We start from the raw sequence: 24,958 nt of genomic DNA, 5'->3' as shown, positions 1-24,958 counted from the left end.
GCCACTTGGGACGGCGGCTCCTCCGGCGGCCCCGGCCGGGACGGTCCGGACCCGCGGTTAAGGCTTCGCAAAGCAGTACGGGCTATCCTGCGCGCGTGGAACACATCCAGCTCGCCGTCAATGTCCTTGACGCCAAACAGCTCGTCGCCTCGGTCGGCGCCATCGGGATCCTGGCGATCATCTTCGCCGAGACCGGCCTGCTGGTCGGGTTCTTCTTCCCCGGCGACTCACTGCTCATCCTGGCCGGCGTCGCCGCCTCCAGCGCGGCCGAGAAGGTGCTCGGCCCCGGCACCCAGATGAACATCGCCCTGCTGCTGATCGGCGCGCCGATCTGCGCGATCGTCGGCGCCCAGCTCGGGCACCTGCTGGGCCGGAAGGTCGGCCCGCGGATGTTCGACAAGCCGAACTCGAAGATCCTGCGGCCCGAGTACGTGGCGAAGGCCGAGGAGTACTTCGAGAAGTTCGGCCCGGCCAAGGCCGTGGTGATGGCCCGCTTCATCCCGATCGTGCGGACCTTCCTCAACCCGGTCGCCGGCACCCTGCAGATGCCCGCCAAGACCTTCTTCGTCTGGAACGTCGTGGGCGCGGTGCTGTGGACCGAGACCATGCTGCTGATCGGCTACTTCACCGGCGACCAGCTCGCCCCGGTGATCGACAAGTACCTGCTGCCCGCGATGGCGCTGATCATCCTGATCTCGGTCTCGCCGATCTTCGTCGAGGTGATCCGCGAGCGGAAGAAGAAGAAGGCCGCCGCCGCGGACGGCACCGCCGCCCAGGAGGGCGAGCCGGTCTCCAGCGGACGCCACCGCAAGAACTGAGCGCGACGCGCAGCGGGCCCCGACCACCGGGTGGTGGTCGGGGCCCGCTGCCGTTCCGTTCCGCCGCGTCCCGCCGCACGCCGTTCCACGTGGAACGCGGGGGAGCGGCTCAGCGGCTCACAGGCCCAGGTCGTCCAGGGTGTACGCGGTGACGTACGGCAGGCCCGCCTCGGCGATGGCCGGGGCCGCGCCGCGCTCCACGATCACCGCGACGCCGACCACCTCGGCGCCCGCCTCGCGCAGCGCCTCCACGGCGGTCAGCACCGAGCCGCCGGTGGTCGAGGTGTCCTCCACCGCCAGCACCCGGCGGCCCTTCACGTCCGGGCCCTCGATCCGGCGCTGCAGGCCGTGCGCCTTGCCCGCCTTGCGGACCACGAAGGCGTCCAGCTTGCGGCCGCGGGCCGCCGCCGCGTGCAGCATCGCCGCGGCCACCGGGTCGGCGCCCAGGGTCAGGCCGCCCACCGCGTCGAACTCCAGGTCCGCCGCCGCGTCCAGCATCACCTTGCCGACCAGCGGCGCCGCCTCGGCGTCCAGCGTGATCCGGCGCAGGTCCACGTAGTAGTCGGCCTCCCGGCCGGAGGAGAGGGTGACCTTGCCGTGCACGACGGCCTTGTCCTTGATCTGCGCCAGCAGGGCGTCGCGGTCGTTGCTCATGGACAGCCAGTTTAGGGGGCCGCGGAGGGGCTCAGCGCCGCCGCAGGGCCCGGACCAGCACCACCGCGCCGCCGATCAGCGCGACCCCGCCGCCGATCATCCACGGCAGCGCGCTGCGCTCGCCGTGCGCGCCGGGCAGCCGCGTCGGCTCCGCGCCGCCCCAGCGGGAGGCGGCCCGGGCCCGGGCGCTGTGCGCGGGCGGGGCGGGCGCGTACCGGCCGTGCGGCGGGGCGTGGTCGACCTCCTCGGCGGAGCGGCCGACGATGCTGCGCCGCACCGGGGCGCCCTCCTGCTCGTAGCCGGGCTCCGGGCGGGAGGCGGCGGGCACCGGGGCGGGCAGGTCGTCCGCGTCGTCGAAGGAGATCAGGTCGGACAGGTCGTCGTCGAGGTCCTGGCCGCGCTCGCGGTCGTCCAGGAAGACCACGGTCGCGCCGTCCGCCGGGTCGCCGTCCTCGTCCTCCCCGCCGTCCGCGTCGTCCTCCCCGTCGTGGTCGGCGGGCTCGGACAGCTCGGCGACCAGCGCCGCCACCGCCCGGTCGATCAGCCGGCGGCCGGTCGACTCCAGCGCCTCCTCGTCGAAGCCGGCCAGCCGCCCGGAGGCGGTCAGGCCGGTGCTGAAGCGGACCGCGGTCTCGCCGGTGCGCTCGGCCAGGGTGATCCGCAGCTCGGCGGCGACCGGGGCCGCGCCGCGGATCTCCTCGCCGCTCAGCCGCAGCTCCAGCGCGTCGTCCCGCCAGGTGTCCACCGTCAGCCGGCCGGCGAAGGTGATGGTCGACCCGGCGATCCGGATCCTGAGCCGGCTGTCCGCCGCCGCGGGCGCGGACGCCGACGCGACCGCGCTCAGCCCCGGGACGCAGCGGGCCACCAGTTCGCGGTCCACCAGCGCCTCCCGGACCACCTCGGCGGGCACCGGGACGACAACCTCATGCTCCATACCGGCGAGCCTACCGACCGCCCGCCGCCGTGCCGAGTCCTCCACGCGAAGCCGGGACGACCAACCCGCCATTGGGCGCAGCAGGCCCCGCGCCGGGCCGTCCCCGCCCGCTGCCGCCCCGGCCGAACTGCCCGGCCGGGCAAGCGCTTTCACAGACCGGGTCGACGGCTCCCGCCACCCGGGCGAACGGCCCCCCGGTCCGGGCCGACGGCTCCGGCCACCCGGGCGAACGGCTCCCCCGTCCGGGCCGCGGCGTGCGGTGCGGGCCGGGGGCGGGTCGCCCGGGTGTTCCCGCCGCCCGGCCGCTCCCGCCGCCCGGGCGGGCGTCCTCACGGCCCCAGCAGGGTGTGCGGCGGCGGCAGCGGGGACGGGCGGCGGGCGGTCAGCAGGGCTTCGGAGGCCCGCAGCGCGGGCACGGTCAGCGAGCGCGGGGCCGGTACGTCCGGTGCCAGGTCCAGCACCGGTGCGGTGCGGGCGGCCAGCAGGAACGCCGGGGCCGGGCCCGGGTACCCGCAGTCCGCCGCGGCCGGGGCACCGCCCTGGTAGGCCACCGCCGCCAGGCCGGCCGCGTCCAGGCCGGACTCGGCCGTCCACAGCCCGCCGTCCGGCAGGCCGCCCCGGGTCGCCAGCCGGCCCGCCGGGGCCAGCCGCCGGGCGGCCAGCCCGAAGAACTCGCGGGAGCGGTACTTGCCGCCCGCCGCGGCACCGTCCAGGTCGGCGACGATCACGTCGAAGCGCTCCGCGGAGCCGCGCAGCCAGTCCAGCGGCTCGGCCTGGACCAGCCGCACCCGCGGATCGTCGAAGGCGTGCCCGGTCAGCGCGGCGAACGCGGCGTCCCGGCGGGCCAGCGCGGGCAGCGCCGCGTCCCGCTCGACCACCAGCACGCCGCGCACCGCCGGGTGGCGCAGCACCTCGCGCAGCGCCAGGCCGTCGCCGCCGCCCAGCACCAGCACCCGCCCGCTCGGCCCGCCGGCCAGCGCGGGGCGCACCAGCGCCTCGTGGTCGCGGTACTCGCCGGGGCCGCAGACCGCCAGCCGGCCGTCCAGGAACAGCTCCAGCGGCGGCGCGGTGCGCTGCGCGGGCACCCGGGGCGCGTCGTCCGCCCGGGGCGCCCCGGCGGGCCCCGGGCCGCCGGTCAGCACGATCTCCTGGTAGCGGCTCTGCGCGGCGAACCGGATCGGGCCGCCGTACAGCGCGTGCCGGGCGGCGCGCTCGATCGCGCCGGTGCAGGCGGCGGCCAGCGCGAGCAGGGCCAGCACCAGGCCGCAGCCGGTCCACAGCAGCAGCCGGGTGCGCGGGCCGGGCTCGGCGCGGAACAGCCAGAGCACCACCACGGCGCCCGCCACCGCGTTCACCGCGCCGGTCAGCAGCGCCCCGGCGGTCTGGCCGAGGGTCGGCAGCAGCACGAAGGGGAAGGCCAGGCCGCCGATCAGCGCGCCCACGTAGTCGGCCGCGAACAGGTCGGCGACGGCCCGCCCGGCGTGCTCCCGGCGGATCCGCTGGATCAGCGTCATCAGCAGCGGGATCTCCGCGCCGATCAGCAGGCCGATCAGCACGGTGGCGGCGATCAGCGCCACCAGGGTGGCGCGCGGCTGGTGCAGCCAGGCCCAGCCGCAGTACAGGGCCAGCGCGGACAGGCCGCCGGTCAGCGACAGCGCGTACTCGACCAGCGCGAAGGAGGTGGCCGGGCGGCGGGTGAGGCCCTTGGCGAGCAGTGAGCCGATGCCCATCGCGAACACCATCACCGACAGCACCACGGAGGTCTGGGTGACCGAGTCGCCCAGCAGGTAGCCGCCGAGCGCGACCAGTTCGAGTTCGTACACCAGGCCGCAGGCCGCGCAGACGAACGCGGCCAGCAGGACCAGCACGCGGGCCGGACGGGGGGCCAGGGCCAGCGGTATGGCGCCGCCGGCCCGGACCGCGCCGCCGGGGCCCGCGGCGCGGGGGGCGGAGGGCGGCGGGGCGGCCGCGGGCGGGGGCGCGGTGGCGTCCGGACCCGGCTGCGCGGGCCGTCCGACCGGGTGGTTGATCATGAATGAACGCTAGGCGAGAGCCCGGGTGAATGGCTGCACCCATCCGGGGGACAGACCGGGGTGCCGGGTTGACGTCCGGTCACCATCCGACCTGCGCGGGGGCGCCCCGGTCGGCCGCGCCCCGCGTCCCGGTGGCGGGGCGGGGGGTTTCGGGGCGGACGGCGGCGGGCAGCGACAGCGAGGACCGGGTGCAGACCAGCCGTCCCTCCTGCGGGTAGGCGTGCCACGTCCGCCAGTGCACCCGGCGGTCCTCGCAGTGCGCGACCAGCGCGGTGAAGGCGCTCGGGTCGCCCGGGAAGACCCCGGCCAGCGCCCGCGGGTGCCCCTCGACCAGGTCCAGCAGCTCCTGCGCCCGGGCCTCGAACACGTGCGGCGGCAGCTCCTCGATCCGGGCCGCGAACTCGTACTCCCAGCCGGCCACCTGCTCCGCCACCCGGGCGGGCAGCGGGGTGCGGCGGCCCGGCAGGCAGGCCACCGTCTCCAGGCAGTCGCCCGGTCCGGCGGCCAGCACCACCTGGTGCGAGGCGCCCAGCAGCCGCAGCTGGAGGGTGCCCCGGAGGCCGCCCGGGGCACTGCGGGCGTCGTCGAGTCTGAGGTCGCGGACGGCCAGCGCGGGCAGCGGCTCGCCGCCCAGCTGCCAGGCCAGGTCGCCGGCGCGGGTGTCCGTGTAGGAGGTCTGCAGGGTGGTGAGCATGCTCGGCTCCGCGTTTCAGCTCCGTGCGCGCCCCCGGAGTGACCGGAGTCCGCCCTCATCCGTGAGGCTGTTCGAGACTGTCCGATCCGGGGCGCGGCCGACCGTGGAAGGAAGGATTCCGGCTGGAGATTCAGCAGCAGAGAAGCACGAATTCTCCGGGTCCGTCAGGGATTTACCCATGTTTGGCACTCATTCACCGTTCTGGGGCCTGTGTCCGACTGGGTGTGATCGGTGCCGGGTTGCACTCTGCCCACCGTGCGCCTTCGCGCGGGTATCGCAAGCCGTGCGCGCCGGTAGCGCACGCTCCGCGCCCCAGCGCCAGGCCCGCGCCACCCGCCCCCGACGGCCCCCGTCCGGCGGGCGGGAGGGCGGGAACCGAAGCGGAGGCTTGCGCGTCTACTCTGGCGCCAGCGAGCATGACAAGCGCCTGTTCGAACTTGGGGGTTGGCATTGTCGATCGACCTGCCGTCGGAGCTCGTCTGGATCATGGACCTGATGGGGCTCAACTGGCCTGATGTGGACGAGGACGAGCTGCGTGAATGGGCGCAGCACGTACGGGAGTTCGGCCAGGGGATGGCGGAGTCCCACGACGACACGGACGTGCTGCTGAAGAACCTCGGCGGCGCGTACGAGGGCGCGGGCTACGAGGCCATGCTGACCCGCTGGGGCCAGGCCTCGGCCGGGCACATGACCGTGCTGATCGACTGCTGCGGCGTGCTGGCGACGGCCCTGGAGGTCGCGGCCGAGGCGGTGATCGTGGCCAAGGGCGTGGTGATCGCCCAACTGGTGGCGATGGCCGCCGAGATGGCGGCGGCAGCGGCGGCGGCGGTCGCCACCCTCGGGATAGCGGCGGCGGCGGAGGCGGCGATCATCGAGGCGGGCAAGCGGATCGTGAACGCGATCATCCAGGAGATCGAGGACGTCATCGTCGGACAGCTGGTCTCGATGGCGGTCGAGCCCTTCCAGGCGGCCATCGAGAAGGCGGTCTCCGGCCTGGTGTTCCACGGGGTCGAGGCGGCGCTCGGAGTGGGAGGCGGCAAGTGAGCAAGGGTTTCAAGGCCGATCCGGAGGCGCTCGCGCAGGCCGCGAAGCGGGCCCACGAGCACGCCAACCGGATCGAGCGGCACTCGCGCGACCTGGACTCCAGGACCCGGGGCCGGGTCCTCGGGCGCGGCAAGCTCGGCCAGATCGTCGACAAGGCGGTCCGCCCGGTCATCGACTCGATGATCGGCGACATGTCGAAGGCGATGGCCGGCGGCCACCGCTCCATCGGCCACGGCCTGGAGATCACCAAGAAGAACCTCGACGACGCCGAGGCGGCGGTCCAGAAGAGCTTCAAGAACGCGGGCACCTCGCTCTCCAAGGAGAAGGTCAAGCTCGAACCCGGCCAGTCCGTGCCGGGCAGGAAGGGGCTCCGCCAGCTCTACAACCGCCGGATCGGCGAGCGGGTGGACGACCTGGAGAGCCAGGGCCACGGCGTGGGCCGGCACCTGCGGGTGACGGACCAGCAGCTCAAGGACCGGCTGGGGACGCCCGTCATGCAGGGCCCGGCGCACGCGCAGACCGTCGCCAAGGACAAGACGACCGGCTACGTCCAGTCGACCAACAAGATCGACCCGCTGCACGGCCCGGACGCCAAGACCAGGCTGTCCCCGCCCGCCCTCTACTACGACGGCGACCGCGGCGCCCCGCACAAGCACAAGTGCGACAGCTACTCCACGGCCTTCAAGGACGAGGAGTCCTTCGTCTACGCGGACCACTACGCGCGCTCCAAGATCGACCCCAGCCGCCCCGAGCCGCACGTCATCGAGTTCTCCCCGCACGAGGCGTGGGGGCCGGGCGGGCACACCGGGAAGTTCCGCGGGTACTACATCGACCCGGACAACCCGGTCGACCACACCGGGGCGATCAACTACAAGGACGTCAATTTCAAGGACGCCACGATAAAGGCGATATACAAATCGGACGGGAATGGCGGGTACAAACTCCACACGATGTTCCCGGAGCCGGTGTTCAAGCACAACCGGTCCCGGCACCAGGGGATATGATATCCTGCTCCGTCGGATTGGCGGCACCAGTGGAATGCGGTGAATTCTTATGGGTTGGACGGCCTGGGAGATTCCCGGTTGGCACGACGACGAGCGGCTCCGGGAGTTCTACAAGAACGCTTTCCACCCGGAGCTGATCGACGACATCGAGATGTACCGCGACGCGGCGCGCGACGGCAGCCCGTACGCGGTCCGGCTGCGCGCGAGCCTGGAGTACCTGCTGGAACAGCGGCCCGCGTCGGTCAAGGAGTGGTGGAGCCTCTCCCGGTACTCGTTCCAGTCGGAGGACGAGCTCTACGGGTTCCTCGCGGACGTCCACGCGTATTTCTACGGCGATCGCGTCGAACCGCCGATCGCCCCTGCCCCCTGATTTCCGCTGGGCCGAACGAAGGAGACCCGTCCCCATGCTGTTCCGCGAAGAACTGCCGCCCCGCACCGGCCCGTGGGCGAGCCGGTTCGATTCCGAGGAGGCACTGGTCCAGGCCGAGGACGCCCTCCGGGCGGCGGCCCTGGCGACCCACGACCTCTCCCCGGTCCTGCCGTTCGAGGCCGTTTACGGCCCCTTCCTGAACTGCGCGGGAAAGGCCACGGCATTCGCCATCGACCCGCGGGAGCCCTACGGCCCCGACGGGGAGGTCAACTACGTCCGCGCCGACTTCCTGACGCTCGGCCTGCTGTACGGCGTCTACCGCCCGGCCGAGGGCACCGGCCCGGCCGGGCCGGCGGCGGAGGACGACCTGTGGAACACCACGGTCTACCCGTACCCGGGGGGCGTCCTGGACCCGACCACCGTCCCGCTGGCCGAACTCGGGCTCGACGTGCCGGGCGTGGACCGGCGCTTCGTGCACTTCTGCGCGGCGGCGCTCGGGGTCGAGGCCGTCGACGACCTCGGCGAGCTGCGCGACACCTTCGACGCCGCCTGGCCGGACTACCGCGAGGTGATCCGGGCCGGCCTGCTGCACGTCGTGCGCAACCGCCCGCTGTCGGTCGACCGGTGGTACCAGCTGACCTACGTGCGCTTCCCCGACCAGCAGGACCTCACCACCTACCTGGCCCAGGTGTACGCCTACCTTTTCGACGGCTTCGACGCGATGCCGCCGGCCCCCCGCTAGCGGGCGCCCTCAGAGCCGCCGCAGCCGGGCGACGGCCTCCCGCAGGACCTCGTCCTTCTTGCAGAAGGCGAAGCGGACCTGGGCCCGGCCCGCCTCGGCGTCGTCGTAGAAGACGGCGTTGGGGATGGCCACCACGCCGCAGCGCTCGGGCAGGGTGCGGCAGAACTCGATGCCGTCCTTCTCGCCGAGCGGGGTGATGTCGGTGGTGACGAAGTACGTGCCCTGCGGCTCGAAGACCCGGAAGCCCGCGGCGTCGAGGCCCGCGGTGAGCAGGTCGCGCTTGCGGTGCAGGTCGGCGCGGAAGCCGGCGTAGTAGTCGTCGGGCAGCCGCAGCGCCTCGGCCACGGCGTACTGGAACGGGCCCGCGCTGACGTAGGTCAGGTACTGCTTGGCGGTGCGGACGGCGGCCACCAGCTCCGGGGCGCCGGTGACCCAGCCGACCTTCCAGCCGGTGAAGGAGAAGGTCTTGCCGGCCGAGGAGATCGCCACCGTCCGCTCGCGCATGCCGGGCAGGGCGGCCAGCGGGTGGTGGGCGCCGGTGAAGACCAGGTGCTCGTAGACCTCGTCGGTGACGACCAACAGGTCGTGCTCGACGGCGAGTTCGGCGATGGCGGCGAGTTCCTCGGGGGTCAGGACGGTGCCGGTCGGGTTGTGCGGGGTGTTGACCAGCAGCAGCCGGGTGCGCGGGGTGACCAGCGCGCGCAGCTCGTCCAGGTCGGGCCGGAAGGACGGCGCCCGCAGGGTGAGCGGGACGCGCTTGGCGCCGGCCATCGCGATGCAGGCGGCGTACGAGTCGTAGAACGGCTCGAAGGCGATCACCTCGTCGCCGGGCTCCAGCAGGGCCAGCAGCGCGGCGGCGATCGCCTCGGTGGCGCCCGCGGTGACCAGCACCTCGGTGCCCGGATCGACCGTCAGGCCGTAGAACCGTTCCTGGTGTTCGGCGATCGCGGTGCGCAGCTCGGGGACGCCCGGCCCCGGCGGGTACTGGTTGCCGAGCCCCTCGCGCAGCGCCCGCACCGCGGCCTCGCGGACCGCCTCCGGCCCGTCGGTGTCGGGGAAGCCCTGACCGAGGTTGATCGAGCCGGTGGCGGTGGCCAGGGCCGACATCTCCGCGAAGATCGTCGTTCCCATGCCCGCCAGGCTGCGGTTCAGCAGTGGCCTCGTGCTCATCGGTGGCTCCTCGCGAAGGGTGGTGGAGCCATCATCCAGGGGCGGGCGGCGGACGCCAAGGGTCCGCATCGGCGGGGGCGCGGTCGGCCGGGGAACGCGGAACGGGCCCGCTGCCTGCGCGTCGCGCGGGGCGGGCCCGTCCGGGTGTCGCGGGGGATGGGTCAGCCCTCGTCGCCGTCCTCGGCGTCGGCGGCGGCCTCGCCGTCCTCGGCCTTGCCGTCGCCGAGCTGCTCGACCATCCACTGCTCGAAGCCGACCGCGGCCTGCGTCCAGTTGGCGGTGGTGCCGACGAAGTACTCCAGGTTGACGCCGTTGCCGACGATCATCTGGGACTCACCGATCAGCCGGACCACGCCGTCGTCGTGGGTGTGGGTGTAGACCTTGGGCCACAGGGTCTCGCGGTTCCACTCGTCGATCAGCGCGAGGATCTCGGGCTTCTGCTCCAGCGGGAACGGGCGGTCGTAGAACGCGCGGACCGCGAACAGCTCCTTCTGGTCGCCGCGGAACATGTAGTAGACGCGGAAGTTCTCCCAGGGGGCGGTGAGGTCGCCCTCCTCGTCCACCACGTGCTTGAGCTGCATCTGGTCGAGCAGCTGGGCCACCAGGTTCTGGTCCGGGACGATCACCGGCGGCGGCCCGGCCGGAGCGCCACCGGGCTGGCCGCCGCCCTGCGGCGGCTGCGGCAGGCCGAAGGACGGGATGGACGACGGGTCGATGCTCACGGGGGTGTCCCTTTCACGGTGCACGGTCGGCTGCCGATGGGGGGCCGCCTTTCCTGTCTCCATCCTGCCTCATTCGGGGCCCCGGGCACAGGGTGCACCCCGGTGCGTGACGGTTTCCCCGCAGCGGGTGGCCGCTGCGGGGAAACCGGAGGTGGGAGCACGTGCCGGGCCGCGCCCGGCGGTGCGGTCGGAACAGCCGGACCCGGAGCCCGGCCCCGGCGGGCGTCTTCGCCGCCGGGGCCCTCCGGGGGGCGGTCACTTACGCCGGCGGGGTGCGCGGCCCGACCGTCAGCCGGTCCGAGATGCCGTCGTGGTCGACCACGACCGTCTCGCCGTCGTGCACCCGGCCGGAGAGGATCTCCTTGGCCAGCTGGTCGCCGATCGCGGACTGCACCAGTCGGCGCAGCGGCCGGGCGCCGTACGCCGGGTCGTAGCCGGTCAGCGAGAGCCAGTCCCGGGCGGCCGGGGTGACGTCCAGGACGAGCCGGCGCTCGTGCAGGCGGCGGGCGAGCGCGGCGACCTGGAGGTCGACGATCCGGCTCAGTTCCTCGGTGCCCAGCGGGTCGAAGACCACGATGTCGTCCAGCCGGTTCAGGAACTCCGGCTTGAAGGACCTGCGGACCGTCTCCAGCACCAGTTCCTTCTTCCGCTCCTCCGGCGTGCTCGGGTCCACCAGGTACTGGGAGCCGAGGTTGGAGGTGAGGATCAGGATCGCGTTGCGGAAGTCGACCGTGCGGCCCTGGCCGTCGGTGAGCCGGCCGTCGTCCAGCACCTGGAGCAGCACGTCGAAGACCTCGGGGTGGGCCTTCTCCACCTCGTCCAGCAGGACCACGCTGTACGGGCGGCGGCGGACCGCCTCGGTGAGCTGGCCGCCCTCCTCGTAGCCGACGTACCCGGGCGGGGCGCCGACCAGGCGGGAGACCGAGTGCTTCTCGCCGTACTCGCTCATGTCGATCCGGACCATGGCGCGCTCGTCGTCGAAGAGGAAGTCCGCCAGGGCCTTGGCCAGTTCGGTCTTGCCGACGCCGGTCGGGCCGAGGAACAGGAACGAGCCGGTCGGCCGGTCCGGGTCGGCGATGCCGGAACGGGTGCGGCGGACCGCGTCGGAGACGGCGCGGACGGCCTCGTGCTGGCCGATCAGGCGGCGGCCGAGCTCCTCCTCCATCCGCAGCAGCTTGGCGCTCTCGCCCTCCAGCAGCCGGCCGGCCGGGATGCCCGTCCAGGACGCGACCACGTCGGCCACGTCGTCCGGGCCGACCTGCTCCTTGACCATGGTGGTGCTGGGCTCGTCCGCCGCGCGGTCCTGCGCCTCGGTCAACTCCCGCTCGGCGGCCGGGATCTCGGCGTACATCAGCTTGGAGGCGCGCTCGAAGTCGCCGTCGCGCTGGGCGCGGTCCAGGGCGCCGCGCAGGTCGTCGAGGCGCTCCTTCAGCTCACCGACCCGGTTGAGCGACTTCTTCTCCTGCTCCCAGCGGGCGTTGAGGGTGCTCAGCTGCTCCTGCTTGTCCGCGAGGTCGCGCCGGAGCTTGCCGAGCCGCTCGACCGAGGCCGGGTCGGACTCCTTCTCCAGCGCCAGCTCCTCCATCCGCAGCCGGTCGACGGAGCGCTGCAGCTCGTCGATCTCCACCGGGGAGGAGTCGATCTCCATCCGCAGCCGGGAGGCGGCCTCGTCGACCAGGTCGATCGCCTTGTCGGGCAGGAAGCGGGCGGTGATGTACCGGTTGGACAGCGTCGCCGCGGCGACCAGGGCGGCGTCGGTGATCTCCACCTTGTGGTGCGCCTCGTAGCGGCCCTTGAGGCCGCGCAGGATCGCGATGGTGTCCTCGACGCTGGGCTCGCCGACCATCACCTGCTGGAAGCGGCGCTCCAGGGCCGGGTCCTTCTCGATCCGCTCGCGGTACTCGTCCAGCGTGGTGGCGCCGACCATGCGCAGCTCGCCGCGGGCCAGCATCGGCTTGAGCATGTTGCCCGCGTCCATCGCGGAGTCGCCGCCGGCGCCCGCGCCGACCATGGTGTGCAGCTCGTCGATGAAGGTGACCACCTGGCCGTCGGACGCCTTGATGTCGTTCAGGACGGCCTTGAGCCGCTCCTCGAACTCGCCGCGGAACTTCGCGCCCGCGACCATCGCCGCCAGGTCCAGCGAGACCAGGCGCTTGCCGCGCAGCGACTCCGGAACGTCGCCCGCGACGATCCGCTGGGCCAGGCCCTCGACGACGGCGGTCTTGCCGACGCCGGGCTCGCCGATCAGCACCGGGTTGTTCTTGGTGCGCCGGGAGAGCACCTGCACCACCCGGCGGATCTCCTGGTCGCGGCCGATCACCGGGTCGAGCTTGCCGTCCCGGGCGGCCTGGGTGAGGTCCGAACCGTACTTCTCCAGGGCCTTGTAGGTGCCCTCCGGGTCCTTCGAGGTGACCCGGGCGCTGCCCCGGACCTCCTTGAACGCGGCCAGCAGCGCCTTGGCGGTGGCGCCCTGCTGCTTCAGCAGGTCGGCGACCTGCCCGCCCTCGGCGGCCAGGCCGACCAGCAGGTGCTCGGTGGAGACGTACTGGTCGTCCAGGTCGTCGGCGCGCCTCCCGGCCTCCTCCAGCACCGCCAGGGTGTCGCGCGCGAGGTTCGGCGCGGCGACCGTGGAGCCCTGGGCGGCGGGCAGGGCGGCGGCCTGCTGGCGGGCGGCGGCGGTGACGCGGGCGGCGTCCGCCCCGACGGCCTCCAGCAGCGGGCGGGCCAGGCCCTCCGGCTGGTCGAGCAGGGCCAGCAGGATGTGCACCGGCTTGACGTCCGGGTTCCCTGCGGCGCTGGCCTGCCGGATGGCGGAGGACAGGGCCTCCTGCGTCTTGCTGGTGAACTTACTGGCGTCCACTGCGGGCATACCCCTCTCGTCTTGGGACTGGTGCGAGTCTGCTGACTACAGCATGCACTAACTTGAGTGTATTCCGCTCAGGTTTCACGAAGCGTTTCCGCTCAGTTCTTCCGGGGGCCCGCGGCGGGCGCCCGGGTCAGCCCCAGCAGCTCGCGGGCCGGGCCCGCCGGACGCTGGCCGGCCGGCCAGACCGCGCGCAGCGGGCGCTGCAGCTCCAGGCCCTCCAGCGGCACGGCCACCAGCCGGCGGGTGGCCAGCTCCTCGGTCACCGCCAGCTCGCTCAGGCAGACCGGGTCCGCGCCGGTCATCGCGGCCGCCTTCAGCGCCGTCGAGGAGGCCAGCTCCAGCCGGGGCGCGGCCGGGCCGCCGTACGGGGCGAGCGCCTCCTCCAGCACCTCCCGCGTCCCGGAGCCGACCTCGCGCAGCACCAGCGGGGTGGCGGCCAGTTCGGGGCCGGTCACCGGGGTGCGGCGGCGGGCCCAGCGGTGCTCGGGCGAGACCACCACCACCAGCCGGTCGGCGGCCACCACCGCGCCGGACAGGCCGGGCGGGGTGGAGGTGCCCTCGACGAAGCCCAGGTCGGCCTCGCCCGCCAGCACCTGGGCCGCCACGTCGTGCGAGTTGGCGGTGCGCAGGGTGACGGCGGTGCCCGGGCTGGCCTCGTTCAGGGCCAGCAGCCAGCCCGGCATCAGGTACTCGGCGACGGTCAGGCTGGCCACCACCCGCAGCCGGGCGTCCCGGCGGCCGCGCAGCGCGTCGATCCCGGCGTCCAGGGCCTGCGCGGCCTCCACCACCTGCCGGGCCCACTCGACCACCAGCCGGCCCGCCTCGGTGGGCCGGGAGCCGCGCGGCGAGCGCTCCAGCAGCGGCACCCCGATCTGCCGCTCCATGCCCTTGATCCGGGCGCTGGCGGCGGGCTGGCTGACGCCCAGTTCGGCGGCGGCCCGCCCGACGCTGCCCAGCCGGGCCACGGCGAGCAGCAGCTCCAGGGCGCCGAGTTCCGGGACGTGCGGGGAGAGGGCCATAGGCCCAGGCTATGTCCTCATAGCGGGCGTCCCGCTACCCCCGTCCCCCGCGGCGGCGGAGGGTGGGGCCATGGCAACCCTCCTCGCGCCGCGCACCACCGGCCTGCGCGCCCTCGACCTGTCCCGGCTCGGCCCCAACTGGTACGCCACCGTGATGGGCACCGCGATCACCGGCAACGCCGCCGCCGCGCTCCCGGTGGACGTCCCCGGCAAGGCCGCCCTCGCCGAGGCGGTCTGGACGCTCTCGCTGCTGATGCTCGCCGTCCTGCTGGCCGGCCGCGCCGTCCACCTGACCCGGCACCGCGCGCAGGCCCGGCACACCCTGCTGGAGGACCCGTCCGCCGCCGTCTTCTACGGCTGCCCGCCGATGGCCCTGCTGGCCGTCGGCCACGGCGCGCTGACCGTCGGCGGCCCGCTGCTCGGCGAGCGGCCCGCCCTCGCGCTCGACGTCCTGCTGTGGACGACGGGCACCGCGTACGCCCTGCTGGTGGCCGCCGGTCTGCCGTACCTGATGATCACCCGGCACCGGCTGTCCGCGCTGGAGGCCAACCCGACCTGGCTGCTGCCGGTGGTCGCCCCGATGGTGTCCGCCGCGCTCGGCCCCGCGCTGGTCCCGCACCTGCCCGAGGGGGCCGCCCGGCAGGCGATGCTGTACGGCTGCGCGGCGATGTTCGGCGCCAGCCTGCTGGCCACCCTGGCGCTGCTGCCGGTGGTCCTCGGCGGCCTGCTGCACAGCAAGCTGCCCGCGCTGGTGCTCACCCCCTCGCTGTTCCTGGTGCTCGGGCCGCTGGGCCAGTCCACCACCGCCGTGCAGAAGTTCGCCGACGCGGTGCCGCTCGCGCTCCCCGGCGGCGAACGGGCGGCCGCCGCCGCCCGCGGACTGGCCGAGGTGTACGGCGTCGCGGTGATGGGATTCGCCCTTCTCTGGCTGGCGGTGGCACTCGCTGCCAACCTGCGGGCACTGCGTGCCGAAATGCCGTTCGCGATGACCTGGTGGGCCGCCACCTTCCCGATCGGAACGCTCGTCACCGGCGCGACCGGACTCGCCGTCCACACCGGATTCGGCGGATTCACCGGGCTCGCCGTCGCACTCCACCTGCTGCTGCTCGCCACCTGGGCGGTGGCGCTGGTCCGCACCGCGGCCGGACTGCGGGCGGGACGCCTGCTCTGAGGGGCGGGCGGCATTCGGCGCGGACGATTCCGGATCGGGGGATCCGGCGGAGGATCGCCGAATTCCGGGGGAGGAGAGTGACATTCCGGCCCGTTCCGACGCCACCGGTCCGCGCGTTCCCGCAGCCACTTCCCGAATGGCCGTTCGGTGGAGGGGGGCAATGCCGGGAAAAGCGAGATTCCGGACACCGCGCCGGGGTCTTTGCTGCATGTTCCTGCACTTGCGGGAACCTGCAGCCGGAGAGCACTTGTTCGGAGTTCGCCCCGCTGTGAGGGTGTAGTCACGCCAAGTCGTCCCGGGCCGCCGCAGCCCGAGCCGGCGACTTGCTCTTCGCGTGGGGGCGACAGGTGCGTTCGTATCTGCGCAACGGGGGGAAGAGCACCGGCCGGTACGCCACGTGTGGTGGTGGCTACCGGGACCGGATCGGTGAGGCGTTGCTGCTCCGCCTCACCGAAGCGCCATGACGCTGGCGTGACACGAGCGGGTCCCCCGGGACCCGGGTGCCGACGGCACCCGGCCCGGGGGACGCGCCCGTAACCGCGGGGACGACTCCCGCCGTCGAGCCCGACGGCCCTGCTGGGATCATCATCCGCAAACGGAGGAACACGGCAGGGAGTGCTCGACGTGGCAGCGGACCACCCGAAGTCCGAACCGGACACCGCACCGCCCGCACTGCCCGCACCGGGCGGCGGGCCGGCGGACCCGGGCACCGCACCGTCCGGACCGGACGGCGGAACGCCCGGCGCGGCGGTGCCGTCCGACGCGGCGGTGCCGTCCGACGCGGCGGTGCCGCTCGACGCGGCGGTGCCGTCCAGCGCCGCCGTGCCGCTCGGGGCGTCCGTGCCGCTCGGGGCGTCCGTGCCGTTCGGCCCGGACAGCGGTCTGCCCGAGGAGGACGCCACCCAGCTCTACCTGGCCGTCCTCGCCGCCGGCGGCCGGATACCGTTCGACGGGCCGTCCGTGCTCGGTCCCGAAATCACCCCCGGACGCCAACGGGCCCTGCTGGAACAGCTGGTGACGATCGGCCTGGTCCTGCCCAACCGGATCGACCGCTGCTACGTCGCGGTCAGCCCGCGCGCCGTCGTCGAACGCCTCGGCGCCGAACTGCGCTCCCGCGCCACCCGGCTGCTGCTCGACGCCAACCGGCTGCCCACCGCCCTCGACCCGCTCGCCCGGGCCTACGACGCCGTCCCCCGGCCCACCGGCCGGACCGGACAGGCCGTCTACGTCGAGGGCCAGGAGGACATCCGGCTGCGGATCGCCCAACTGGTTTCCGACTGCCGCCTCGAACTGCTCAGCGCCCAGCCCGGCCTGCGCCCGCCCGCCGTCCTCGAACTCGCCCACACCCAGGACCGGCGGATGCTCGGCCGGGGCGCCACCCTGCGCGCCCTCTACCAGCCCGTCGCGCTCACCGAGGACAGCGCCGTCCGGCACGCCACCTCGATGACCGAGCACGGCGCCCAACTGCGCGTCCTGGACGAGCCGTTCCTCCGCCTGATCGTCATCGACCGGCGGGTCGCCGTCATCCCCGCCACCGAGGACCACAACCGCGCCGCGTTCGTCGAGGACCCCGCCGCCATCGCCTACCTGGTCGCGGGCTTCGAACGCGACTGGGCCCGGGCCGAACAGGTCCACTGGCACCACCTCGACACCCGCACCCTCACCCGCACCATCACCGACCGGGTCGGCCGCCTGCTCGCCCAGGGCCTCACCCAGCGCGCCGTCGCCACCCGCCTCGGGCTGTCCGAGCGCACGGTGGCCGGCCACATCTCCCGGCTGCGCGACCGGTACGGCGCCGGCACCCTGTTCCAGCTCGGCTGGCTGATGAGAGGCGGCGGCGGGCATGGCTGACCCGAACCCCATGTACGCGGCCCCGGCCGCCCCGGCCGCCCCGGCCGCCCCGACGGTCACCGCCGTTCCCGCCCCGGCCCCCGCGGCCGAGCGCGGCCCGATAGACGAACGGGCCTGGCGCCTCTACCTGGACGTCCTCGAAGCCGGCGGCCGGATCACGGCCGACGCCGTCCCCGACGCCGTCCCCGACGCCGTCCCCGACACCGGTCCCGGCCCCGCCCTCGCGCCCGTCCACGCCCTCGCGCCCGTCCCCGCCCCCGGCTTCGACCCGCTCGCCGAACTGCTGCGCACCGGCCTGCTGGTGTCCGACGGCCTGGACGCCTCCTACCTGGCCGTCGACCCCCGCTTCGTGGCCGACACCCTCGGCACCGAGATGAACGCGGAGGCCGCCCGCCTGCTCAACCGGGCCGAGCGCCTGATCGCCGACCTCGACCCGCTGATCGCCGCCTACGACAGCGTGCCCCGCCCGTCCGAGGCCGGCTCCGCCGACGTCCAGATCGCCGGACGCGAGCACATCCGGCAGCGGATCGCCCAACTCGGCGCCTCCTGCCGGGAAGAGGCCCTGACCGCCCAGCCCGGACACGCCCTGCCCGCCGCCCTGGAACTGTCCCTGAGCCAGGAGCTCCCGCTGCTGCGCCGGGGCTGCCGGATCCTCACCCTCTACCAGCCCACCGCCCTCGCCGAACCCGCCGCGATCCGCTACGCCGCCACCGTCACCGAGGCCGGCGGCGAGGTCCGACTGCTCGACGAGCCCTTCCAACGCGCCCTGGTCTTCGACCGCACCACCGCCGTGGTGCCCGCCTCCGACGACCTCGGCCGGGCCGCCGTGCTCTCCGACCCCGCCACCGTGGCGATGATCGTCGCCAACTTCGACCGCGACTGGGAGCGGGCCGAACGCGTCAGCTGGAGCACCCTGCTCGACAGCGCCCCCGCCCGGACCGCCGCCGACCAGATCGGCCGCCTGCTCGCCCAGGGCCTCACCCAGAAGGCCATCGCCACCCGTCTCGGCCTGTCCGAGCGCACCGTGGCCGGCCACATCTCCCGGCTGCGCGACCGGTACGGCGCCGAGACGCTCTTCCAACTCGGCTGGCTGATGCGGAAGGGCGAACGACATGCCTGAGCCCGCGCACTCCGCGCCTGCCGCGTACTCCGCGCCGAACGAGGCCGAGAAGGCGCTGTACCTGTCCGTGCTGCGGGCGGGTCGGGTCTCGCTGCGGGAGGCGATGGAGCAGGACGCTGCTGCTACCACCCGCCTGCTGGAACTGCGCCTGCTGGTGCACTCCGAGGTGAACGGCTGGGTGGTGGCCGTCAATCCGCGGGCGGCCGGGCTGCAGCTCAGCGCCGACCTGCGGGGTAGGGCCGCCGGGCTGCTGGCCCGGGCCGATCGCGCGGTGGACGACCTGGACGAGTTGATCGAGTCGTACGACAGCGCCCAGCGCCGCAGCGACCCGGCCGCGCGGATCACCCACCTGAGCGCGCTGGAGCAGATCCAGCGACGGCTGTTGGTGATCGAGGCCGAGTACCGGGAGGAGGGCCTGGCCGCCCAGCCCGGGGAGCGTCCACCCGAGTACCTGGACGACGACTCCCGGATGCGACAGGCACTCGCCCGCGGTGTCACGGCGAGCATCCTCTACCAGCCGGTCGCCCGCCGGACCCCGCACACCGTCGCCTACGCGGCCGGGGCCACCGAGTGGGGCATGCAGTTCCGGGTGCTCGACGAGCCGTTCGCCCGGATGCTGATCTTCGACCGCCGGGTGGCGGTCATCTCCACCGCCACCACCAACGTCACCGCCGCCTTCATCGAGGATCCCGCCGTGGTCGACCACCTGGTCGGTGTCTTCCTCCGCGACTGGGAGCGGGCCGTCCGGGTCCCGTGGTTCGACGAGGTCGACCGGGAGCTGCCCGAAGTCCTGCGCCGGGTGGGAGAGTTGCTCGCGTCCGGGCTGACGCAGAAGGCGGTGGCCTCCCGGCTCGGCCTGTCCGAGCGGACGGTGGCCGCGCACATCGCCCGGCTGCGCGAGCGCTACGACGCCGAAACCCTGTTCCAGCTCGGCTGGCTGATGCGGGACGGCGCCCGGTGACCGCGAGCCTGCCGACCGAGTCCGAGCGCGCCCTGTACCGCGAGGTGCTCGCCCAGGGCGGCCGGGTGCTGTTCCGCGAGGCGATGCAGCAGGACCCGGCCGCCACCCTGCACCTGATCGAGCTGGGCCTGCTCGTCCGGCACGACACCGACGAGTCGCTGACGGCCGTCAACCCGCGCGCGGTCGGTGCCCGGCTCAGCAGCGAACTGCGCGGCGCGGCCACCCGGAAACTGGTGCAGGCCGAACAGGCCGCCGAGCAACTGGACGACCTGACCCACGCGTACGACAGCACCCCGCAGCGCGTCGACCGGCGCAGCGAGGTGCAGCAGGTCGCGACCGCTGAGCAGATCCGGCACCGGATCATGCAGATCGAGGCGGAGATGCGCGAGGAGGTACTCGCCGCCCAGCCCGGCGGTGCCAGGCCCACCCGCTTCCTGCGGCAGTCCCTCATTCGCGACCGGCACTTCCTCGCCGCCGGAATCGCCCTGCGCACCCTCTACCAACCCAGTGCTCTCACCCACCGGCCCACCGTCTCCTACGCGGCCTCCTTGGCCAGGGCGGGCAAGGGCATCCGGGTCCTGGACGAGCCGTTCACCCGGCTGCTGGTATTCGACCGCAGGGTGGCCATCATCCCGGCCGCTGACAACAACACCAGCGCCGCCTTCGTCGAGGACCCGGCGGTGCTGACCACCCTGGTGGCCCTGTTCGAGCGCGACTGGGCCCGGGCGGCAGTCGTGGACTGGCACGCCCTGGCCGGCCGTCCGCGCGAGAGCGGCGTCCCGCCGGAGCTCACCGGCCTCCTGGCCGCCGGGCTGACCCAGCGGGCGATCGCCTCCCGTCTCGGCCTGTCCGAGCGGACAGTGGCCGCCCACATCGCCCGGCTGCGCGAGCACCACAGCGCCGAGACGCTGTTCAAACTGGGCTGGTTGATGCGCGGAGGGGCCTGAGATGCCGGTCCGGTTGCCGAACGAGGCCGAGCGCGCGCTGTACCGCGAAGTCGTCGCGCAGGGCGGGATGGTGCTGTTCCGCGAGGTGATGGAGCAGGATCCGGACGCCGCCCTCGGGCTGATCGGGCTCGGGTTGCTGCTGCACCACGACTACGGGGAGATGCTGACGGCCGCCCACCCGGGGGCGTTCGGCGAGCGGGTGAGTTCCGAGCTGCGCAGTTCGGCGGCGGGGAAGCTGCTGGCGGCCGAGCGGGCCGCGGCCCAGCTGGAGGACCTGGTGCAGGCGTACGACGCCGCCGTTCGGCGCGGTCGTTCGGCGCGGCCGCTGCAGCTGGTGACGGGGCAGCAGATCACGCACCACATCGCCCGGATCGAGTCCGAGATGCGCGAGGAGACGCTGGCGGCGCAGCCCGGCGGGGCCCGGCCGATCCACGACATGCAGCAGACCAGGGTCCGTTCGCTGGGTTTCCTGGCGAACGGCATCGAGTTGCGCTCGATCTACCAGCCGGGGGCCGTCGCCGACCCGGCCACCGTCGCCTACGCGGCCGAACTCACCGACGCGGGCGAGCGGTTCCGGGTCCTGGACGAGCCGTTCCGCCGGATGGTGATCTTCGACCGCCGGGCCGCGGTCGTCTCGGCGTCCCCGGACGACCGCCAGGCCGTGCTGGTGGAGGACCCGGCGGTGCTGACCACGCTGGTGGCCCTGTTCGAGCGCGACTGGGCGCGGGCCGAACGGGTCGACTGGCTGGCGCTGGACGGTCGTTCGCGGGAGAGCGGGGTCCCGCCCGAGCTGACCGGCCTGCTCGCCGCGGGCCTGACCCAGCGGGCGATCGCCTCCCGGCTGGGGCTTTCGGAGCGGACGGTGGCCGGGCACATCGCCCGGCTGCGGGAGTTCTACGATGCGGAGACCCTGTTCCAGCTCGGCTGGCAGCTGCGCGGGGCGTCCGGACGAGCACCGCACCGCCGGGGTGACCCGGGGGTGGACGGCCAAGAGGAGTGGGACCTGTGAGCGAGTCGAGCGGAGCCGCACTGCCGAGCGAGTCGGAGCGGCGGCTGTACCAGCAGATCCTGGACCAGGGCGGGCGGGTGTCGTTCCGCGAGGCGGTCGAGCAGGACCCGACCGGGGTGCTGCGGCTGATGGAGCTCGGCCTGCTGGTGCACGACGCCGCCGACCAGGCGCTCACGGCGGTCAATCCGCGGGCGGTCAGCGACCGGATCAGTGCCGAGCTGCGCGCCGAGGGCACCCGGATGCTGCTGCGCGCCGAGGAGATGCCGACGCTGCTGGAGGACCTCACCCACGCCTACGACGCGACCCCCCGCCGGGCCGACCGCTCCAGCGTGGTGCAGCACGTCGACCGGACCGAGCAGATCCGGCACCGCGTCCTGCAGTTGGCGAGCGAGGCGTACGAGGAGGAGCTGTCCCTGCACCCGGGCGGAGCCGGGCCGGCCGACCAGCTGGAGGCGGCGCTGGAGCGCAAGAGGCGCTTCCTGGAGAGCGGTGCGAGCGTCCGCACCGTCTACGAGCCGACCGCGTTGCTGGACGAGACGACGGTCCGCTGGGCGGAGAGGGTCACCGGCTGGGGAGGCCGGTTCCGCACCTTGAGCGAACCCTTCAGCAGAATGTTGATCTTCGACCGCCGGATCGCCGTCGTTCCGGCTTCGGCCGACAATTCGAGTGCCGCGTTCATCGAGGACCCGGCCGTGGTCTCGTTCCTGGTCGCCGCCTTCGAACGGGACTGGGAACGGGCCGAGCGGATCCGCTGGCGCTCCGCCGAGCACGAGGGCGAGAGCGTGGTGCCGGTGCACGAGCAGGTGGGCCGACTGCTCGCCCAGGGTCTGACCCAGAAGACCATCGCCTCCCGGTTGGGCCTCGGCGAACGCACGGTCGCCGCGCACATCTCCCGGCTGCGCGAACTCCACGACGCGGAGACGCTGTTCCAGCTGGGCTGGCAGATGCGGGGAGCCGGGGAGCGGGAGGACTGACGTCCCGTCAGCCGGTGGCGATCTCCGGGGACCAGAAGCCGTACGGGCCGGCGTGCTCGCGGCGCGGGCGCGGGAACTGCTCGCCGGGCGCGGTCCAGAAGCCGCCGCGCAGCGACAGCGCCATCCCGGCCCAGTCCAGCGCGGTCTCCACGGTGTGGTGCAGCGCCTCCTTCGACCAGGTGTCGTCGAACACCAGCGGCAGCACCGGCGAGACCTGCTCGATGGTCGCGATCAGCGGGTTGTGGGTGATCGCCTCGTCCACCAGCAGCACGATCGGCTTGCGCAGCGCCGACGCCCAGCCGAGCTCCAGGCTCACCCCGGCCGACAGCGGCGCGCCCACGTACGCGAACACCAGGTCCGCGCTCTGCATCGCCCGGAAGTCCGACGGCACCCGCGGCTCCGGCGCCCGCCCCGCCACCGTCCACGCGTCACTGTGGTGCGCGCTGTACACCGCGGCCCCGCTGTCCAGCAGCGTGCCCCGCAACGTGGTCAGCCTGGTCCGGCTCGCCAGCGTCACCACACTGTCCGCCGGCCCGGTCAGCCGCATCAGCGGCGCGGCCAGGAAGACCCGGGCGCGGCGCCCCTCGGCGCGGTGCTCTACGTGGTGCTCGCTCATGTCGACTCCGGGGGAATGGGGCCAGGTGGCGTGGTCCCTGTGTTGTGGTGTGGTTTTCCGAATGTTGCTGTCATTCGGTACTGTCCGATCCAGTCCTGCCGAGTTCATGCCACTCTCTCGGTCTTCTCTGGACTCGTACGGAGAGTGATCCGATAGTCTCGATCAGCTTTCGCGTAGTCCACTGGCGTCCTGTGTCATCTCACTGCCAGGCAGTGAGATGACACAGTCCTGATCCAGTGGGCGCGCTGGTACTTCTGGGTGATGGGGTTTTATCCTGTGGGTTGTTCGCAAGAGCCGATCAACATACCTGTGGTGATGGGAGGAAGGCCGTCGTGCGTAGTGTGCGCCGCCTCATAGCATCGGTCGCTCTCCTGGGAGCAGCGCTGTTCTTCAGCGCCGGTCCCGCCAGCGCGGACAGCGTCTGGCAGTACGCCAAGGCGTCCAAGAGCGGGACGGTCCTGGAGGCCAGTGCCCTCGACAGCGTCTGGCAGTAGGTCAGCCGAGCGTCGTCTCGTCGCCCTCTTCGACGGGGTCCGTGGCCGTGGTCTCCTGGGCCAGTTTCCAGCCGAGTTGGAACAGCGTGTCCACGCCGAACTCCTCGCGCATCTCGGCGATGTGACGGGCCAGGGTGCGTTCGCTGAGCCCGAGGTTCCGCGCGATGACGCGGTGCCCGATGCCCTGCATCATGGAGCGGATGATCTGCCGCCGCAGGCTGGACAGGACGGCCTTGGGCACCTCGCGGTCCCCCCGGAACGGCAGCGCCCGTTCCCACTGGGACTCGAAGGTCCGAATCAGGTGCAGGAGGACCGCCTCGTCCCTGACGAACGCGGCCTGGCTGGGGTCCTTGCCACCCGGGATGATGGCGACTTTCCGGTCGACGATGATCAGGATGGTGAACGGCTCGTCCAGCGTCCGGATCTGACTGCCGGCCTCGGTCATCGTCTCGACGTACTCCAGGGTGGGGCTGGAGTAGCGCGCGCTCGGCTGGTAGATGGTGCGGGTCACGCCCCCGCGGCGCAGTACCCCCATGTCGCGCTCGATCGCGGTGCGGACGGTCGCCTGGGTGCGGCCGCCACCGGGCTGAGCGGTGAGGAGCTCCTGGGAGCAATTCTCGACCAGTGTCGCAAGCCGCTGGTTGATGGAGAATTTGCCATGGACATACTCAATTTCCCCGCCCGGCTCCGGTCGCCCCATGAGCTCCTGGAAGGCACTACCCAAATCGTGCAGTTCGTCCGTCAAGGAAGCCGAGCGATTCAGCAGCCTTGCCGCCTCCTGCTGCCAGGATTGGCTGAGGGAGTTCGACAACCGGGTGGGGTCCATTGCCACGACGGTGTTGTGGTCCTCGACGTCGTGGATCAGTAGCCCGAACTGCAGCAACTCGTGGACCGTGTGCGGCTCAACCGTCCCTGACAGGCGGAGACGGCCGCCGGCCTCGATCACCGAGAGGTAGAGCAGCCGGGCGTCCGCGGACAACAGCGGTTCGGCCGATTGGGAAGAGGCCGGGCGCTCGAATCCGTTCATCGACACTCCCCCTCCGTTCCGACCTCGGACAGATCCGTATGGATGATAGGACGAATCCATCTGTCCCGGGATTTCTACGACGGCGTCCGGCACAACGACGGCGTTCGGCACTCTCTCACGGAACGGTGAGTCGCCGGCACCCCCCGATCGGGAGGGGACCGGCGACTCGTCCGCGGCGCGCCGCTCAGCGCTTGGGCCGCCACACCACCAGCGCGCTGGACTGCTGGACCTGCTGGTAGGGCACCAGGTCGCGGCGGTAGGAGGCGTGGACGGCGGCCTCGCGCTGCTGGAGGGTGGCGGCGGCGCCCTCCAGGGCGTCGACGAGTTCGGCGACGCGGGACTGCAGGGCGGTGACCTGGTTCTCCAGTTCGATGATGCGCTTGATGCCGGCCAGGTTGATGCCCTCGTCCTGGGAGAGCCGTTGGACCTCGCGCAGCTGCTGGATGTCCCGGGCGGAGTAGCGGCGGCCGCGGCCCGCGGTGCGGTCGGGGCTGACCAGGCCGAGGCGGTCGTACTGGCGGAGGGTCTGCGGGTGCAGGCCGGAGAGCTCGGCGGCGACGGAGATGACGTAGACCGGGGTGTCCTCGGTGAGGACGTACGGCGGTGCGGCGGCGCGGGGGCGGCCGCCGCCGGGCAGGCCCTCGCCGAGACCGGGGCCGGGGCCGATCCGGCCGGTGCCGGCGCCGCCGTGACTACTGTCGGAGTGGGGACTCATCGG

Annotated in this window: 24 protein-coding genes; 13 read left to right on the top strand and 11 right to left on the bottom strand. The window is 73.3% G+C overall.

Annotated features, from left to right (window positions below; translation table 11 throughout):
• Nucleotides 1–95 precede the first annotated feature (95 nt).
• Nucleotides 96–818, top strand: a complete 723-nt coding sequence (locus tag ABD345_RS01160) for a DedA family protein (RefSeq protein ID WP_344549738.1) — start codon at nucleotides 96–98, stop codon at nucleotides 816–818.
• A gap of 117 nt (nucleotides 819–935) precedes the next feature.
• Here ABD345_RS01160 and pyrE read toward each other — a convergent pair whose 3' ends face one another.
• From pyrE to ABD345_RS01140, 4 genes are all read right to left on the bottom strand, one after another.
• Nucleotides 936–1,472, bottom strand: coding sequence for an orotate phosphoribosyltransferase (gene pyrE, locus ABD345_RS01155; protein ID WP_030905690.1), 537 nt, complete (start codon nucleotides 1,470–1,472; stop codon nucleotides 936–938).
• Nucleotides 1,473–1,503: 31 nt separating this feature from the next.
• A complete protein-coding gene (locus ABD345_RS01150) occupies nucleotides 1,504–2,406 on the bottom strand; it encodes an SRPBCC family protein (protein WP_344549737.1) in 903 nt (300 codons plus the stop codon).
• Nucleotides 2,407–2,735: 329 nt separating this feature from the next.
• Nucleotides 2,736–4,439 carry a spermine/spermidine synthase domain-containing protein gene (locus tag ABD345_RS01145; RefSeq protein WP_344549736.1) on the bottom strand — a complete coding sequence of 568 codons (1,704 nt, stop codon included), beginning with the start codon at nucleotides 4,437–4,439 and terminating at the stop codon, nucleotides 2,736–2,738.
• A 79-nt stretch (nucleotides 4,440–4,518) separates the two neighbouring features.
• Nucleotides 4,519–5,133 (bottom strand): DUF2617 family protein, encoded by a 615-nt coding sequence (locus tag ABD345_RS01140; RefSeq protein ID WP_344549735.1) that lies wholly within the window; start codon nucleotides 5,131–5,133, stop codon nucleotides 4,519–4,521.
• Between the two features lie 444 nt (nucleotides 5,134–5,577).
• Between ABD345_RS01140 and ABD345_RS01135 the strand changes: the two genes are divergently transcribed.
• The 4 genes from ABD345_RS01135 to ABD345_RS01120 are packed head-to-tail and all read left to right on the top strand — an operon-like array spanning nucleotide 5,578 to nucleotide 8,293.
• Nucleotides 5,578–6,177 carry a WXG100-like domain-containing protein gene (locus ABD345_RS01135; RefSeq protein WP_344549734.1) on the top strand — a complete coding sequence of 200 codons (600 nt, stop codon included), beginning with the start codon at nucleotides 5,578–5,580 and terminating at the stop codon, nucleotides 6,175–6,177.
• Entirely contained in the window at nucleotides 6,174–7,181 is a 1,008-nt protein-coding gene (locus ABD345_RS01130) for a hypothetical protein (protein WP_344549733.1), read from the top strand. The genes ABD345_RS01135 and ABD345_RS01130 overlap by 4 nt, the downstream gene beginning before the upstream one ends.
• Nucleotides 7,182–7,230: 49 nt before the next feature.
• Nucleotides 7,231–7,551, top strand: a complete 321-nt coding sequence (locus ABD345_RS01125) for a hypothetical protein (protein ID WP_344549732.1) — start codon at nucleotides 7,231–7,233, stop codon at nucleotides 7,549–7,551.
• Between the two features lie 34 nt (nucleotides 7,552–7,585).
• Nucleotides 7,586–8,293 (top strand): hypothetical protein, encoded by a 708-nt coding sequence (locus tag ABD345_RS01120; protein WP_344549731.1) that lies wholly within the window; start codon nucleotides 7,586–7,588, stop codon nucleotides 8,291–8,293.
• A 9-nt stretch (nucleotides 8,294–8,302) separates the two neighbouring features.
• Here the strand turns inward: ABD345_RS01120 and ABD345_RS01115 are convergent, their stop codons facing one another.
• From ABD345_RS01115 to ABD345_RS01100, 4 genes are all read right to left on the bottom strand, one after another.
• On the bottom strand, nucleotides 8,303–9,463 hold the full coding sequence (locus ABD345_RS01115; protein ID WP_344549730.1) for a pyridoxal phosphate-dependent aminotransferase: 1,161 nt from the start codon (nucleotides 9,461–9,463) through the stop codon (nucleotides 8,303–8,305).
• A gap of 161 nt (nucleotides 9,464–9,624) precedes the next feature.
• Nucleotides 9,625–10,185 (bottom strand): type III secretion system chaperone family protein, encoded by a 561-nt coding sequence (locus ABD345_RS01110; RefSeq protein WP_344549729.1) that lies wholly within the window; start codon nucleotides 10,183–10,185, stop codon nucleotides 9,625–9,627.
• A gap of 259 nt (nucleotides 10,186–10,444) precedes the next feature.
• Complete coding sequence (gene clpB, locus ABD345_RS01105) at nucleotides 10,445–13,045, bottom strand: ATP-dependent chaperone ClpB (RefSeq protein ID WP_344549830.1); 2,601 nt, start codon at nucleotides 13,043–13,045, stop codon at nucleotides 10,445–10,447.
• A gap of 101 nt (nucleotides 13,046–13,146) precedes the next feature.
• Nucleotides 13,147–14,070: a LysR family transcriptional regulator gene (locus ABD345_RS01100; RefSeq protein WP_344549728.1), complete on the bottom strand. Its 924-nt coding sequence runs from the start codon at nucleotides 14,068–14,070 to the stop codon at nucleotides 13,147–13,149.
• Nucleotides 14,071–14,140: 70 nt separating this feature from the next.
• Here ABD345_RS01100 and ABD345_RS01095 point away from each other — a divergent pair, with 70 nt between their 5' ends.
• From ABD345_RS01095 to ABD345_RS01065, 7 genes are all read left to right on the top strand, one after another.
• Nucleotides 14,141–15,241, top strand: coding sequence for an SLAC1 family transporter (locus tag ABD345_RS01095; RefSeq protein ID WP_344549727.1), 1,101 nt, complete (start codon nucleotides 14,141–14,143; stop codon nucleotides 15,239–15,241).
• Nucleotides 15,242–15,865: 624 nt separating this feature from the next.
• On the top strand, nucleotides 15,866–17,092 hold the full coding sequence (locus ABD345_RS01090; RefSeq protein ID WP_344549725.1) for a LuxR C-terminal-related transcriptional regulator: 1,227 nt from the start codon (nucleotides 15,866–15,868) through the stop codon (nucleotides 17,090–17,092).
• Nucleotides 17,085–18,212 carry a helix-turn-helix transcriptional regulator gene (locus ABD345_RS01085; protein ID WP_344549724.1) on the top strand — a complete coding sequence of 376 codons (1,128 nt, stop codon included), beginning with the start codon at nucleotides 17,085–17,087 and terminating at the stop codon, nucleotides 18,210–18,212. The genes ABD345_RS01090 and ABD345_RS01085 overlap by 8 nt, the downstream gene beginning before the upstream one ends.
• Nucleotides 18,205–19,173, top strand: coding sequence for a helix-turn-helix transcriptional regulator (locus ABD345_RS01080; RefSeq protein ID WP_344549723.1), 969 nt, complete (start codon nucleotides 18,205–18,207; stop codon nucleotides 19,171–19,173). The genes ABD345_RS01085 and ABD345_RS01080 overlap by 8 nt, the downstream gene beginning before the upstream one ends.
• The gene (locus ABD345_RS01075; protein ID WP_344549722.1) at nucleotides 19,170–20,120 is read left to right on the top strand and encodes a LuxR C-terminal-related transcriptional regulator; all 951 of its coding nucleotides are present in this window, start codon (nucleotides 19,170–19,172) and stop codon (nucleotides 20,118–20,120) included. The genes ABD345_RS01080 and ABD345_RS01075 overlap by 4 nt, the downstream gene beginning before the upstream one ends.
• A 1-nt stretch (nucleotide 20,121) precedes the next feature.
• A complete protein-coding gene (locus ABD345_RS01070) occupies nucleotides 20,122–21,129 on the top strand; it encodes a LuxR family transcriptional regulator (RefSeq protein ID WP_344549721.1) in 1,008 nt (335 codons plus the stop codon).
• A complete protein-coding gene (locus ABD345_RS01065; RefSeq protein ID WP_344549720.1) occupies nucleotides 21,126–22,103 on the top strand; it encodes a LuxR C-terminal-related transcriptional regulator in 978 nt (325 codons plus the stop codon). Before ABD345_RS01070 ends, ABD345_RS01065 begins: the two co-directional genes overlap by 4 nt.
• 7 nt (nucleotides 22,104–22,110) lie before the next feature.
• Here ABD345_RS01065 and ABD345_RS01060 read toward each other — a convergent pair whose 3' ends face one another.
• Nucleotides 22,111–22,719 (bottom strand): hypothetical protein, encoded by a 609-nt coding sequence (locus tag ABD345_RS01060; RefSeq protein WP_344549719.1) that lies wholly within the window; start codon nucleotides 22,717–22,719, stop codon nucleotides 22,111–22,113.
• A gap of 332 nt (nucleotides 22,720–23,051) precedes the next feature.
• Here ABD345_RS01060 and ABD345_RS01055 point away from each other — a divergent pair, with 332 nt between their 5' ends.
• Nucleotides 23,052–23,213 (top strand): hypothetical protein, encoded by a 162-nt coding sequence (locus ABD345_RS01055; RefSeq protein ID WP_344549718.1) that lies wholly within the window; start codon nucleotides 23,052–23,054, stop codon nucleotides 23,211–23,213.
• A gap of 1 nt (nucleotide 23,214) precedes the next feature.
• Here the strand turns inward: ABD345_RS01055 and ABD345_RS01050 are convergent, their stop codons facing one another.
• Together ABD345_RS01050 and ABD345_RS01045 are read right to left on the bottom strand one after the other, a co-directional pair.
• Complete coding sequence (locus ABD345_RS01050) at nucleotides 23,215–24,240, bottom strand: LuxR C-terminal-related transcriptional regulator (protein WP_344549717.1); 1,026 nt, start codon at nucleotides 24,238–24,240, stop codon at nucleotides 23,215–23,217.
• Between the two features lie 184 nt (nucleotides 24,241–24,424).
• Nucleotides 24,425–24,955: a heat shock protein transcriptional repressor HspR gene (locus ABD345_RS01045; protein WP_344549716.1), complete on the bottom strand. Its 531-nt coding sequence runs from the start codon at nucleotides 24,953–24,955 to the stop codon at nucleotides 24,425–24,427.
• Nucleotides 24,956–24,958: the final 3 nt, after the last annotated feature.

The organism is Kitasatospora saccharophila (assembly GCF_039529925.1).
GTDB classification, from domain to species: Bacteria; Actinomycetota; Actinomycetes; order Streptomycetales; family Streptomycetaceae; genus Kitasatospora; species Kitasatospora saccharophila.
Note: the sequence above shows the minus strand (reverse complement) of the source record. Positions and strands in the feature narration are given on the sequence as shown.

What these genes read in the sequence shown, in the direction of transcription:
- ABD345_RS01095 (WP_344549727.1), top strand. Translation starts at nt 14,141, where the DNA reads ATGGCAACCCTCCTCGCGCCGCGCACCACCGGCCTGCGCGCCCTCGAC.
- ABD345_RS01150 (WP_344549737.1), bottom strand. Translation starts at nt 2,406, where the DNA reads ATGGAGCATGAGGTTGTCGTCCCGGTGCCCGCCGAGGTGGTCCGGGAG.
- ABD345_RS01100 (WP_344549728.1), bottom strand. Translation starts at nt 14,070, where the DNA reads ATGGCCCTCTCCCCGCACGTCCCGGAACTCGGCGCCCTGGAGCTGCTG.
- pyrE (WP_030905690.1), bottom strand. Translation starts at nt 1,472, where the DNA reads ATGAGCAACGACCGCGACGCCCTGCTGGCGCAGATCAAGGACAAGGCC.
- ABD345_RS01125 (WP_344549732.1), top strand. Translation starts at nt 7,231, where the DNA reads ATGGGTTGGACGGCCTGGGAGATTCCCGGTTGGCACGACGACGAGCGG.
- ABD345_RS01085 (WP_344549724.1), top strand. Translation starts at nt 17,085, where the DNA reads ATGGCTGACCCGAACCCCATGTACGCGGCCCCGGCCGCCCCGGCCGCC.
- ABD345_RS01080 (WP_344549723.1), top strand. Translation starts at nt 18,205, where the DNA reads ATGCCTGAGCCCGCGCACTCCGCGCCTGCCGCGTACTCCGCGCCGAAC.
- ABD345_RS01115 (WP_344549730.1), bottom strand. Translation starts at nt 9,463, where the DNA reads ATGAGCACGAGGCCACTGCTGAACCGCAGCCTGGCGGGCATGGGAACG.
- ABD345_RS01120 (WP_344549731.1), top strand. Translation starts at nt 7,586, where the DNA reads ATGCTGTTCCGCGAAGAACTGCCGCCCCGCACCGGCCCGTGGGCGAGC.
- ABD345_RS01050 (WP_344549717.1), bottom strand. Translation starts at nt 24,240, where the DNA reads ATGAACGGATTCGAGCGCCCGGCCTCTTCCCAATCGGCCGAACCGCTG.
- ABD345_RS01140 (WP_344549735.1), bottom strand. Translation starts at nt 5,133, where the DNA reads ATGCTCACCACCCTGCAGACCTCCTACACGGACACCCGCGCCGGCGAC.
- ABD345_RS01045 (WP_344549716.1), bottom strand. Translation starts at nt 24,955, where the DNA reads ATGAGTCCCCACTCCGACAGTAGTCACGGCGGCGCCGGCACCGGCCGG.
- ABD345_RS01060 (WP_344549719.1), bottom strand. Translation starts at nt 22,719, where the DNA reads ATGAGCGAGCACCACGTAGAGCACCGCGCCGAGGGGCGCCGCGCCCGG.
- ABD345_RS01145 (WP_344549736.1), bottom strand. Translation starts at nt 4,439, where the DNA reads ATGATCAACCACCCGGTCGGACGGCCCGCGCAGCCGGGTCCGGACGCC.
- ABD345_RS01070 (WP_344549721.1), top strand. Translation starts at nt 20,122, where the DNA reads ATGCCGGTCCGGTTGCCGAACGAGGCCGAGCGCGCGCTGTACCGCGAA.